Here is a 12,216-nt window from a genome sequence, read left to right as displayed (position 1 = left end):
TTTTTGAAAAACATGAAAACTGACGACTTTTTTGGAAGGTATGAATAATTCAGGTCTAATTAAGTCCTCGTAATCTTTGGAATATCAAACCCTAACAGCTCGTGTAACTTGGCAATTACTGCTTTTAAGGCCGATTCGACCTCCGAAACCTCACCAACAATGACGACCGATCCACTAAACCGATCGATGAACCCTAGAGAAACGTTGCTGGCCTTGGTCGCGATATCCCCGGCGATAATTGCCGCCTCGCTGGGCGTGATAGTCAAAATTCCCAAAGCATTCTTGGGTACCTGAATCCCCAACTTTTCGTAGATATCTGGGGTTGGGTTTGCCACCACGTGGGCCAACGTTACCTGTTTACCAGGAACGTATTCTTGAATTGATCGTTCAATATCCCGACTCATGCCACATCCCTCACTAACCTATACCGTTTTGGACGTCTCGCTTAATACCTTCCAACAGTGCCGATGATTCACCTTCCGTGGCAGTGGTCGGTTCCGCTTGTCCCTGAACGGCATCCCGCAATTCTTGGAGCAACGGTGAAATCTCCCCGTCGGTTGCGGGGGCCTTGGTTGGGGTCGGCTGGGTTGCCTGATGCGTCACTTCTTGGGTGACGATTCCCCGAATAATGGCTTCAATTTTTTCCTGGTCCATAATCCTAATCACTCTCTTTCATAAAAGCCTCAACGGCCGTTTCACAAATCGACTGATCCTGAGCCACAGTCCCCCCACTGACGCCAATGGCCCCAATGAGGTTACCGTGAACTTTCAACGGGATTCCCCCGCCAAACGTGGTTAATTTCCCGGCCATCATGGTTTCGATTTGGTACAGCTCAGCTCCCGGTTGAACCTGCGATGACAAGTTAATCGTGGGCTGTTGCATGGCTAACGCACTCCACGCCTTCTTGGGGGCCAAGGTACTGCCTACTAGATTGGCGTTGGGCATGTGATAACTCATCTGAACGACCTGATCTTGACTTAAAATCACGATGGTCACCCCAACATTCAGGGCGGTGGCGCGCTTGACGGCCGCTTCAACCACGTGTTCCAACTTAGCTAAGGCAAAATAATTGGTTGACTGTTGCGCCAGGACGTCTTTGATGATTGCGCCTAATTGGTTTTCATCCATTTTAACGAGCCGCCCCCAATCTTGAATAAATCTCGAGAACTTGCTGGGTCACGTCGTTCACCAAAGCTTCGTAATCCTCGGAACGCGCCATGATGTAGAGAAAGTCCGATAGCCGATTAACGTAACGTTCTAATTCCGGTCGAAAATGGACATCTCTGGACAACTTCACAAACGATCGTTCGGCCCGGCGGCAAACCGTCCGGCAAACGTGCAATTGTGCCCCGGCAACGCTAGCTCCCGGTAAGATAAAACTCCGAACTGGGGGCAATTCGGCCGTATAGCGGTCAATCACGTCTTCCAACATTTTCGTATCAGCAGCCGTAATCGTTTGACTCTGTGCTAAAAATTTAGCTGTGTCCTTAGTTGCAATTTCGCCTTGTAAGTAGAACATGTGATATTCGACCGTCTGCAAGATTTGCCGATTCTCATGACTTTGGCAAAACTTCTCCGCCAGACTAATGTTGGCATTGAGTTCGTCAAACGTGCCGTAAGTGTCGACTCGTACCGAATCCTTCTCCACTCGCAGACCATCAAACAGGCTGGTTTGGCCCTGATCACCGCCCTTAGTATAGATAGCCACTAGACTTCCCCCTTACACAAGCTTATTTATCAAACCGATCAATAATCCCAACAATGGTACAGTCGTTAACATCCGCCGCGTTTTGGGCAGCATTGCCATCCGCCCGGCGGGCCCCGGCTCCTCTGACCACTAACACGTTGTCGCCAATTCCGGCGTTCACCGTGTCGGCCGCCACTTGTTCAAACCGGATAGGCTGCTTATCGGAGTCGATTGGTCGAACAATCATTAATTTTTTCCCCACCAAAGATGGATCCTTTTGGGTGGACACCACGCTACCAATTACTTTCGCCATATACAATTTTCTTCAGTCCTAATCTGTATTTTAATATTTTTCCGTTCACAAATTTCCAGGCCTTCGTCAGTAAGGCGCTGTCCAGCCGTCTTGACTAGGTACGCGTTATCCGGCAAAGCGGCAATTTCATTTCTAGAAATCATGGGGTTATAGCTGCCTATAACCGGTGAATTACGACCAACGATAAAATTGATTGGCCAATCTAAGACCATGGTTCGCGGGACAAAATTAACGAGGCGTTCATTGATTTGCAAGTAGAACTGGACGTCATATCTGAGGCCTTGGAGAATCCAAGCGACCTGAGGATTCGTCTGATCCAGGGTATACAACGCCTTGATCAGCTGGACCGATACGTTCGTTAAAATCAAACACCCGTAATCAATAAACAACTGTTCATCCAATGGAGATGGTACTTCATTAAGAGCGACCACCCGATCAGCGGTCTGGCGCGCCCTTAACTTTTCAATAACTTTTTCAATCAAGTCATCCATCAGTACACCCCCAATTCCTTCATTTTAATGCGTGGTCTATTCTGCCGTCTGCGACCCTGGTGTTGCTGGCAAAATCCCCTCAACTTCGCTGTGTGGACGTGGAATAACGTAGGATGAGACCACTTCACCAACCGTTTGGGCGGCTTGAACCCCCGCATCAACGGCGGCCTTAACGGCACCCACGTCGCCGCGAATCATTACGGTTACCAACCCAGCACCGATTTTTTCTTGTCCCGTGAGGACGACGTTAGCCGCTTTGACCATAGAATCTGCTGCTTCAATCGAAGGGACTAACCCCTTGGTTTCAATCATTCCTAAAGCATTGTTCATTTGTGCTTCCTCCTAATCTTTCTTCAGATCATTGTAATGTAAACACTTATTATGAGGTTCTCCCAGCTTACGAGGGCACTTCGGATCCCCACACAAGTTGCACGTGACCTCATCATCGTCAGCCGCTTGCTCCTCAGTATCCTTCGGGGTTGCCGTGGCGGACTCCGCTGAGACTACCGGTGGGGTCGGGGTGGCGGGCTTAGGCCCAAACATCGCCGAGGTCTTCATGGTCCCATCCGCGTTGTATTTCTCAGGATTAAAGTTCTGGGGCATCACATCACTAGCCCCGGCAGTCCCTAGCTTCGCTAAGCCCTCGGCCGGACTACCAATGACTAACCCCGCGACGTAAACCTCTGACAGGGTCTGCTTAACAGTTTCTACCGCCACTTTTAACGCCGCGATATCCCCCGTAAACTCTAGTGTGATCCACCCATTTTCCGCGTTGCGAATCCGGTTAAGCTGCACGTCACTGGTCTTTAACATTCGATCAGCGGCAACCGTCGCACTAGATAACCCGTTACATTCCACGTATCCTAACGCTTTCATCTTTTCACCCCCGTTCACGATAATGGCTTGAAGGGTATTCCCTTGACCAGCCGAGCCGCATTGGCTCCCAATTTCCGTAAGTCAGCCGGTGCGGCTAGTGTGACGTCGAATAACGGCGCCTGTTCCGGTAAATTCTTGTAATGAACCACGTAACGTTGCTGTTCGTAGGCAATTCCTACTGACAATCGTGACGAAAGGGCTGCCTGATAAGCTCGTGAGACCACGTCGGTCACCTGAATCTCGGCCGTTGAAAACGGGATTTGTTCCTCTTCAATGCCGTTGAGCAACGGCTGCAACCGTGCGGAATCAGTGGCCGCTGAGGGCGTAACCCCAATCACGATGGTCGGTCGGTCTAAATTATCGGCCATTATCCCGCCTTCTTTCTTCGGCGTACCGGAGAACCAACCCCGTAGCCACGGCGTTTCGTGGTCCCATAATGCCCCGGACGTTTCCACGACCGGAAACCAAATTGTAGTGTGCCAACTCGTCCGTGACTAATTGGGGGATTTCAAAATCTAAAGCCGATCCGCCCACAATCACCACAAACGGGATGTCTCGAATGTCTTCCGTCGGGCTGACATACTTTAGCGCCCGAATCGCGTTCGTCACAAAGACTCGCTTCTTTGCACTTTGCCGCACCAACTTGATCTTTTCAATGCTCAGGTTCCCCGTCACGGGTTCATACCCTTCCGGTTTGAGCACCACCACTCTAGCAAATAATTCCGACGGCAGTGGGTGGTCAAAGAATTGAACGGACCCATCCTCGTGCCGTAACTGGAAGAGGTTCTCAACCTTCGCTAAGGGGTAACGCTTAATGTCTTCGGCCAGGTGAATATCCGCTAAGCCCAATTCCGAGTTAATGATCATCGTGACCATGTCCCCCGCGCCGGCAAGATGAATCGCCACCGTTTTATTCGCTTTATCGATAATCGATGCATCCGTTGAACCGGCGCCAAAGTCCAGAATTGCAATCGGCTTGGACGTTCCGGGGGTCGTCAGCGCGCCCCGAATGGCTGATTCAACTTCCGCCCCACCAATTTCCACTGGCGTTTGGAGTTCCTTTTCAATCAGCTGCGCGATCACTTCCATTTGCAAGTGATCGGACTTGACCATGGCGGCAATCCCTACCGCCGATTCGTTTAAGAATTCACCGGCCAGGCCCCCTTTAACCTTAACGGGAACTTGCGTGTCAATGGCCAAAAGGTCCTGAATCACGACATCTTTGTTTTGCTTGCCGGTCAAGGTCGCCATGGTCTGGCGAACCTTCTCCAGCATGCCGCCGACGTTCGTTCCGGCTTCACCCGTAATATCTTTGATGTGGCGGAAATTGGACACTTTCTTCATGATTGCCGCGGCACCCCGGGAAATTCCGACCTCTTCGTGACCTGTCTCACCGTTAATAATGATTTTCCCAGCTGGAATGACCCGCGCCTTCACGTCTCCCGCCGGTGTCTTAATGACCACCGCCGAGCGGTTACCAATCAACGCCCGAGAAACTGGCACAATGTTTTTGGTTTCCTGAGAATCTAGTTTGAATAATGTGGCGACCCCGTAAGGATTGGACAGTTGAGAAATCACCTGTCCCGGTCCCGCAACCTCAATGGCCGCTAACATCCGTACCGGGACCTTATCAATCAAAGCCACCTCATCAACGATGGGAATAGGCGTCTTCAGCCGGTTATCGACCAAAACGGCATCATCGTTTTGTAAGATAGCTGCCGTAATCTGATACCCGGCACCCACATACGCGTTGATTAATTTGGCACAATTCTCAAAATCGATTTCTTTCGGCACAATCACAATGTATGGTCGACTGGTATCCGTTTCATTTGCCAAATCCAAAATCGGAATGGTGAGCCCGGAAGCCGTGCCAATTCCGCCCGGCGTATCCGGATTGTGGCCAATCATGGTCGATTCCGTGACAATCGTTTCCGTAATCGTTTCCATGGCCACATCGCCAATCACCGGCGTTGCTTCGTTAATCCGAATCAAGTCAATGTCGCGAATCGAGAGGTGCGTTTGGGCCAGCACCTGATTAATCGAATCGCGAATCCCAATTAGATTTTCCTTAGTCCCCTTGATCCCCGTGGTAGCGGCGATCCCAGAGCCCATGAAACTGGCTTGGCCCTCATCGGTAACGTTAGCTAAGGCCACTTCCGTTGACGAATTACCAATATCCACACCAATCACTTTTTTAACTGCCATACCTCGACACCCTTTTTCGGCTTTACTTATTTATCCCCTTTGAGCTTTTGACGACTTTCGTAGTACTTCGCCGCTTCCTCAAACCAAGCCGCACAAATCGTTGCGGAATATTTCGATCTAAGCTCATTGGCAATGTCTAACAATTCCGCCTTAGTCGACCGGTAAGGCCGCAAAGCGTTGTACATTTCCAACAACCGGTCATCCGGAATCTTGGTTAATTCAGCAGCCCGGTCAAAGTTCATTTGCAACGTCTTCCGGCCAGCAGCTCCGGCGACATCTCCCTGCATCTTCAGGGCCTCCGCGGTAATCCGTAAGTCCTTGCGATCAACCCGATTATTAGCGATGTCATCCAGAGTCACCTGATTCAACGCCTTACCAGATGGGGTTTTAATGATGTCGCGGTGTTTTTCGTATAACGGATAATCTTCGACCCCGTATTGCTTATCATTCTGGACACTGGTCCCCGTGAAAGTCGTGGACGTGGTATCAGAATTATTAACCTGTTTTAGAATATTGGAAACAAGATCGTTAATATCACTCATTGATACCCCTCCTTAAAAAGTAACCTTAATTTCTTCGGCCGGTTTACCGGTAACCACCTGGTGCGTTTCCCGAATATGTAAAATCGCAGAAATCGCTTGGAAGTTCGGTCGAGCCATTTGGTCGTTCGGTTGGGAAACCGGTTCTGGTGAGTCGCCCTTTGCGTACCGGGCGGCGTTTTTCCCAATTCTCCGGAACATCGCGCCATCGATAACGGGCGCTTCCGGGAAGAGTTCCAGGTTGTTCAGGGCTTCTTGGTCTTTTTGGTGGATAATGACCGTTCCTTTGGACTGAATCCCAATTGAGATGCCAGAACCAGATAGATGATCCGCTTCCACGGCCATAAACGACACGTCAGACGTATCATAAACCTTGATAACCCGGGCTTTGAGCCCTTCTTCTTCGATCCCGGCAATCATTTGCCGGAGAGCTTCTTGATGGGTCACACTGGATTCCGTCTTGGTTAAAACCGTCGCGTAGGCGGGCGCTACCGCAATCACAATCTCGTCTCTGGAGTACCCAGCCTGTGCGGGTCCTACCGGTTGGAACCAATCCAACTGGTTTTCTGGAACCGCCGCACCGTTAGCCGAAGCGCTTTCAGAAACGGCCGTGGTGCTCTGACCCTGCGTCGCATCCTTTTGAAAGTCGATGGGATGGTCAACTTGGGTTTGTGCTAAAACTTCACGAACGATTTGTCGAATTAAATGTTCATCAATATCAGCCATAATAGTACCGCCTCCCTACATATCAAAGTGTTCTGGATCGATGACTTGCGGAATATCCGTGACCTTTTTCCACTCTTCAGGATCATCGTAAAGCCGATACCCCGTCCCAGGTCCCTGATAATCGTTGCCTTCGTTGACCGCAGATTCAACGTGCCAATTCTGGTCGAAGATGGCTGACGTTTGCAGGTAATCTCCGACCACTTTTTGTTTCTGCAGGTTCAAGATGGCTTCTGCCACGTCCTTAAAGTCGTTGTCCACCAACGCCTTAATCACGTCAACCGCGGTGATCCCGCGATCCATCAGATTTTGAGCGGCCTTCATATCGGCCACTTTATCCCGCTTCGGCATATCTTCATGCACGTCCGCGTAGGTTGCCGCTTCCACTTCTTCGTCAGTAATATCGGGTAAGCCCAGGCCCTTGAAGACGGCTTGTAACGCTTTAGCGGCTTTGCGCCGAACGTTGATTGCGTCCTCTTCCTTAATGGAATGAATCCCGAATGATTGACCATAGTCCCGTGAAAGGAAGTGAATATCGTCGTAATCGTACACGTCTTCGTTAGACCCAGCAAAGGTGTTATCCGGATTGGGTTCGGCCCCGTAACCGGAGCAAATAAAGTCCGTTCCACCAATGAATTGGCCCATGAATCTCCAAGTCCGCCGCATTGAGGAATGGGAGAACGATTGGTCACTCCCGGTGGCTGCTTCCAGATCGTACATCATGCACAACAGGTTTTCGCCTAAAACTTCCCGTAACCCGTTAGGCACCGCCGTCGGAATCGAGATACAACTGAGTGACCCGTTTTGTAGGCCTTGAACCCCGGACGCCTTCGATAACAGAATGCACCGAGCTTCCAGGTACAACATCGATTTTCCTTCGGGATAGCCCATCAGAACTTCGGATCCCGAGCCAGACGTAAACCGCATCTTGATGCCCCGTGACGCGTAGCACGAGGCCAAAAAGCCTTTCGACCAAGGCGTGTCATCCCCATCGGTAAAGGAACGGTCGGTCCCATAAACAGAAATGGTTTCGGCGTAAGACGTCAAGCCCCGCATCCCCAACTGTAATTCCGTGGCTTCATCAACGGAACACTGGTGCAGCACGCCCGGCCGGCCCGTTTGGGAACCCACTAAAACGGATAAGGCATTAAACGGTGCATCCCGGCTGACCGCGGTAGTGGTTTCCTCTTCGGCAAAACCTCTTAAGGCGGCTTCCGCGGCATCCGCGGCTAATTCGACTGGGTTATCAATGTAGTTAGTCACGTGACACTGGTTCGCCGGTTTGCGGCGTTCCCGCATCTTCTTGGCCCCCATGATCATTTCACCAAAATCAAGTTGGTTAATGACGTCTTGCCCTTTGGCAGGCGTCATGGCCGTGGTGTACGCCAACACTTCTTGGTGGGAAACGTTTGGGTCAATCAACATTTTGGCAATTTTGGTTGAATCGGTAGCCATCACCTTTTCGGCATTTTCAATATTGATTCCGTAATTGGCAATGTACATATCGATCAAGTCAAAGTCGGCCCGTTGCTTCCCGTCCATTTCGGTAATGACCCCGTTTTCTACCTTAATATTTGGTTCGGGATCATTCGGACTTTTCATGGCAACGAAACCTTCTTCGGGCCATTCCTTGACGATCACATCTTGATTAATTGGACGCTGTTCCAGCTTTTCAAATCTTTTTTGACGTTTCATTAATTAATCCTCCTTACAGTAAGAGTGTTAATGAATATAAGAGGGATAATCATTTACCGGCTTATCTCCCATTTGTCCTAAGAGTTCCAATCCCCGTTCACGACCGGCAATAATGGCCTGCCGGACCGCACCCGATTCACCACTAATGGTTAAGGTCCCTTCGTTAGAGGGACTACCATTATGACTAGGGGTCGCTAAGGAAACGATATTGACGCCCGCGGTCTTTAAGGCCGTATCGGCCATCACAATCCCAATTGCGGCGGGACAAGCGTTAAGGATTCCAAACGCTTTGCCTTCTTCCGCGTTCAACCCGGCACTCAAGCAACCCGCAGCCCGAGCCGTATATTGCAATTCCACGTACCCAGCAGCGTTACCATAAACGTCACCAAAGAAATGGTGTAAGTTCTCAAACGTCACCTTGATGGCTTGCCGTACGTCGGATGGATCATAGCCCCCAATGACGATCATGCAGCCTTGACCACCGCCACCCTTGGTATCGTTGGTCCATTCAACGTCAATACATTCGGTGTTCGTGGATTTAATCCCTTCATCCATCGAAAACAGTTGTGGGCCACCACCGGTCCGGTCACTGACGATTCCGATTACCGAATATTTTTTTCTGACGTGCATTTTTTCAAGCAATTGCGGATCCACATTGGGAATACACAACCCAATCGTATCCCCGGCTTCGTCCGCACACACAAATTCCGGTGCGACGCTGGTGGAATTCAAAAAGTCAATCATAGGACTGCCCCCTAATCTTTATTACGGCGAATTTGGTTTCATCGGTCTTTAATTAATAAAAAGGTTCTTAATTTGTTCTCCACTCAAACAAAATAAGAACCAATTTCGATGAATTATTCTTTACGTGGAAGAATCTTTTCAACATCTGTATGAGGACGTGGAATGACGTAACTTGAAACGACTTCTCCGACGTTGCCTGCGGCTTGAACGCCGGCGTCTACGGCCGCCTTTACAGCGCCCACATCACCACGAACCATCGCGGTTACAAGACCTGCACCAATTTTCTGTTGGCCGATTAAGTCAACGTTTGCAGCCTTAACCATTGCATCGGCTGCTTCAATCGAAGGGACTAACCCCCGGGTTTCAATCATACCAAGCGCTTCTTGTTCCATAAAGAAAGCCTCCTAAAGTCAGTACAGCGTTTTGTAAACGCTTACCTTTTTAATTACGGGTTCATTATATAACAGTCAAATTTGACTTTCTTGATAATCTTCCCGTCCGGTTATCCAGGACTTACAAGATAGTGTACTTTTTATGATACATTTTCTCCTTTTTAGCAAAAAACCACCTGTCGTCTATCCATTAATATGAACTGAAGGTCAGAATAAGTGACTTTTCATAATCTTTAATTCACAATCTCTTTTCTTTCTTCCCATTCGTCCACCGCACCTAACTTATAAAATTTTCCAACCGTCGGCGCAACCCTGCTAGGCACCCCGGATTAGCGTCAAATCACGCTTTTCTTCCCCGATGATGGTCCAATGGAAAATGCAAATATTTTACACTTCTTTCATAAAAACGTTCTTTTTTGGGAAAAAGAAAGCGCTTTACATGCCGTAAATTCGTGCTATATAATACTTTTGTAACAAACATTAGAATGGAGGCTTTATAATGGGACGCTTGCAAGGTAAGGTTGCGTTAGTAACTGGCGGATCGAAAGGAATTGGCAAAGCCATCGTTGAACGGTTTGCTAAAGAGGGCGCCAAGGTTGTCTTTACGGCGATCGAAAAAGAAGCAGGAGAGGCATTAGAAAAGGAATTAATTCCTAACCGCCTGGTCTTCATGCAACAAGATGTATCGAAGAAAGATGACTGGGACCGAATCATTAACGCTACAATCAGCAAGTTTGGCAAGATCAACATCATCGTCAACAATGCCGGCATCGGGGTCTTTTCTGACATTGAAAAGATGACCGAAAAGAACTGGAATGCCACCATTGGAGTTAACCTGACCGGGACCATGTGGGGGGTAAAGTACGGGATTCAAGCCATGAAGAACAACCATGAAAAGAATTCCATTATTAACCTGTGCTCCGTTGAAGGCCTGATTGGTGATCCTGATCTTCTCGCCTACAACGCTTCAAAGGGTGGTGTACGGCTGTTAACGAAGTCCGCCGCCCTACACTGTGCCCGCGAAAACTACGATATCCGGATCAATTCCGTTCATCCCGGTTACGTGGATACACCACTGGTTGAGAATCTTGAGAAGACCGATCCTAAGGTTAAAAACCATTTAGTTTCGCTTCACCCTATGGGCCGCTTAGCTAAGCCCGTTGAAGTCGCAAACATGGCGCTATTCTTAGCATCGGACGAATCCTCGTTCAGCACGGGGTCAGAATTCTTAGTAGATGGTGGGTACACCGCCCAATAACTCGTGGCCGTCTTCTGAAGTGATGACTACCGAGTTCAGCCTGTATTGACTAATAGAAATGAGGAACTTTCAATGGCAGATATAAATGAAGATCTAATCAGAGAGGTCGTCAAACAAGTCCTCGCTGAATCCAAATCTCAAGTCGATTCGCCTTCGAAAAAGTTTAATTCCAACGGTAAGAAGCGAATCTTTGCTTTCAGTATTCGGAAAGATGAAGAACCTTACGTTAAAGAATGGGCCAAGGCTCATCCCCACATCGAAGTGGGCTACACCGATGAATTACTTTCACCCGAAACGGCTAAATACGCTAAGGGGGCCGATGGGGTCGTCGTTTATCAACAACTTTCTTACACGGCGGATACCCTCCAAGCATTGGCAGATCAAGGCATCACTAAAATGTCTTTGCGTAACGTCGGGGTAGATAACATCGACCTCGCCAAAGCCAAGGAATTGGGCTTTGAAATTACCAACGTTCCCGTCTATTCCCCGAACGCCATCGCTGAACACGCGGCAATTCAAACCGCCCGAATTCTGCGGCAAACGAAGGTTCTCGATGCTAAAATCGAAAGTGGTGATCTTCGTTGGGCCCCTACCATCGGGCGTGAGGTTCGGGATCAAACCGTGGGGGTCATCGGAACGGGCCACATCGGACGGGTCTTCATGCAAATCATGGAAGGATTTGGCGCGAAAGTCATCGCCTTCGATCCTTTTAAGAACCCCGAATTGGAAAAACAGGGTTACTACGTCGATTCTTTGGACGACTTATACGCTCAGGCCGACGTGATTTCTCTTCACGTGCCGGCTACCAAGGAAAACACGCACATGATCAACCGCAACACCATCGCGAAGATGAAGGACGACGTGGTCTTAGTCAATTGTTCCCGTGGTGCGTTGGTGGACACGGATGCCGTGATTGCCGCCCTAGACAGCGGTAAGGTCTTCGGCTTCGTCATGGATACGTATGAAGACGAAGTGGGTATCTTTAATGATGATTGGCAACACAAAGCCTTCCCTGACGAACGGCTGGCCAATCTCATTCACCGTTCTAACGTGCTGGTCACGCCCCACACTGCCTTCTACACGACCCATGCGGTCCGTAACATGGTCCTGAAAGCCTTCGATAACAACTGCGAACTAATCAATGGCAAACCAGCCGACACCCCCGTCGACATTAGCCAGGCTTAACTGCTCGCTTAGAATTAGTCAGTCGCCGTTCACGCCATTAATTACCTCCATTACTAGTGAACGACTTAGATTATCCGTTCAGGCGGCTGGCGCTTAAAGTCCCCGGT

At 49.4% G+C, this 12,216-nt stretch carries 17 protein-coding genes; 2 read left to right on the top strand and 15 right to left on the bottom strand.

Annotated elements, in window-relative coordinates:
* Positions 1 to 59: 59 nt before the first annotated feature.
* The 15 genes from FD38_RS11575 to FD38_RS11505 all read right to left on the bottom strand — a co-directional run bounded on the left by FD38_RS11575 (position 60) and on the right by FD38_RS11505 (position 9,666).
* A complete protein-coding gene (locus FD38_RS11575; RefSeq protein ID WP_057734393.1) occupies positions 60 to 404 on the bottom strand; it encodes a BMC domain-containing protein in 345 nt (114 codons plus the stop codon).
* Positions 405 to 417: 13 nt separating this feature from the next.
* A complete protein-coding gene (locus FD38_RS11570; RefSeq protein WP_057734391.1) occupies positions 418 to 654 on the bottom strand; it encodes a hypothetical protein in 237 nt (78 codons plus the stop codon).
* A 4-nt stretch (positions 655 to 658) separates the two neighbouring features.
* Complete coding sequence (locus FD38_RS11565) at positions 659 to 1,129, bottom strand: GlcG/HbpS family heme-binding protein (protein ID WP_057734390.1); 471 nt, start codon at positions 1,127 to 1,129, stop codon at positions 659 to 661.
* Between the two features lies 1 nt (position 1,130).
* Complete coding sequence (locus FD38_RS11560; protein ID WP_057734388.1) at positions 1,131 to 1,709, bottom strand: cob(I)yrinic acid a,c-diamide adenosyltransferase; 579 nt, start codon at positions 1,707 to 1,709, stop codon at positions 1,131 to 1,133.
* Between the two features lie 22 nt (positions 1,710 to 1,731).
* A complete protein-coding gene (locus FD38_RS11555) occupies positions 1,732 to 2,001 on the bottom strand; it encodes a EutN/CcmL family microcompartment protein (protein ID WP_057734385.1) in 270 nt (89 codons plus the stop codon).
* On the bottom strand, positions 1,989 to 2,492 hold the full coding sequence (pduM, locus tag FD38_RS11550) for a PduM family microcompartment protein (RefSeq protein WP_057734384.1): 504 nt from the start codon (positions 2,490 to 2,492) through the stop codon (positions 1,989 to 1,991). The genes FD38_RS11555 and pduM overlap by 13 nt, the downstream gene beginning before the upstream one ends.
* A gap of 36 nt (positions 2,493 to 2,528) precedes the next feature.
* Entirely contained in the window at positions 2,529 to 2,822 is a 294-nt protein-coding gene (locus FD38_RS11545; RefSeq protein WP_057734382.1) for a BMC domain-containing protein, read from the bottom strand.
* Positions 2,823 to 2,834: 12 nt separating this feature from the next.
* The gene (locus tag FD38_RS11540) at positions 2,835 to 3,368 is read right to left on the bottom strand and encodes a BMC domain-containing protein (protein WP_057734380.1); all 534 of its coding nucleotides are present in this window, start codon (positions 3,366 to 3,368) and stop codon (positions 2,835 to 2,837) included.
* A gap of 14 nt (positions 3,369 to 3,382) precedes the next feature.
* Entirely contained in the window at positions 3,383 to 3,736 is a 354-nt protein-coding gene (locus FD38_RS11535) for a glycerol dehydratase reactivase beta/small subunit family protein (protein ID WP_057734379.1), read from the bottom strand.
* On the bottom strand, positions 3,726 to 5,573 hold the full coding sequence (locus tag FD38_RS11530; RefSeq protein WP_057734377.1) for a diol dehydratase reactivase subunit alpha: 1,848 nt from the start codon (positions 5,571 to 5,573) through the stop codon (positions 3,726 to 3,728). Before FD38_RS11530 ends, FD38_RS11535 begins: the two co-directional genes overlap by 11 nt.
* Before the next feature lie 26 nt (positions 5,574 to 5,599).
* Positions 5,600 to 6,115, bottom strand: a complete 516-nt coding sequence (locus tag FD38_RS11525; RefSeq protein WP_057734375.1) for a diol dehydratase small subunit — start codon at positions 6,113 to 6,115, stop codon at positions 5,600 to 5,602.
* 12 nt (positions 6,116 to 6,127) lie between these two features.
* Entirely contained in the window at positions 6,128 to 6,838 is a 711-nt protein-coding gene (locus FD38_RS11520) for a propanediol/glycerol family dehydratase medium subunit (RefSeq protein ID WP_057734373.1), read from the bottom strand.
* A gap of 15 nt (positions 6,839 to 6,853) precedes the next feature.
* Positions 6,854 to 8,530 carry a propanediol/glycerol family dehydratase large subunit gene (locus FD38_RS11515; protein ID WP_057734371.1) on the bottom strand — a complete coding sequence of 559 codons (1,677 nt, stop codon included), beginning with the start codon at positions 8,528 to 8,530 and terminating at the stop codon, positions 6,854 to 6,856.
* 27 nt (positions 8,531 to 8,557) lie between these two features.
* Positions 8,558 to 9,274 carry a propanediol utilization microcompartment protein PduB gene (gene pduB, locus FD38_RS11510; RefSeq protein WP_057734369.1) on the bottom strand — a complete coding sequence of 239 codons (717 nt, stop codon included), beginning with the start codon at positions 9,272 to 9,274 and terminating at the stop codon, positions 8,558 to 8,560.
* A gap of 113 nt (positions 9,275 to 9,387) precedes the next feature.
* Positions 9,388 to 9,666, bottom strand: a complete 279-nt coding sequence (locus FD38_RS11505) for a BMC domain-containing protein (RefSeq protein WP_057734367.1) — start codon at positions 9,664 to 9,666, stop codon at positions 9,388 to 9,390.
* 499 nt (positions 9,667 to 10,165) lie between these two features.
* Here FD38_RS11505 and FD38_RS11500 point away from each other — a divergent pair, with 499 nt between their 5' ends.
* Together FD38_RS11500 and FD38_RS11495 are read left to right on the top strand one after the other, a co-directional pair.
* Entirely contained in the window at positions 10,166 to 10,924 is a 759-nt protein-coding gene (locus FD38_RS11500) for a glucose 1-dehydrogenase (protein ID WP_057734365.1), read from the top strand.
* A gap of 72 nt (positions 10,925 to 10,996) precedes the next feature.
* Positions 10,997 to 12,109 carry a D-2-hydroxyacid dehydrogenase gene (locus FD38_RS11495; protein WP_083485353.1) on the top strand — a complete coding sequence of 371 codons (1,113 nt, stop codon included), beginning with the start codon at positions 10,997 to 10,999 and terminating at the stop codon, positions 12,107 to 12,109.
* Positions 12,110 to 12,216: the final 107 nt, after the last annotated feature.

It is taken from the genome of Levilactobacillus zymae DSM 19395, assembly GCF_001434115.1.
Lineage (GTDB): Bacteria > Bacillota > Bacilli > Lactobacillales > Lactobacillaceae > Levilactobacillus > Levilactobacillus zymae.
Note: the sequence above shows the minus strand (reverse complement) of the source record. Positions and strands in the feature narration are given on the sequence as shown.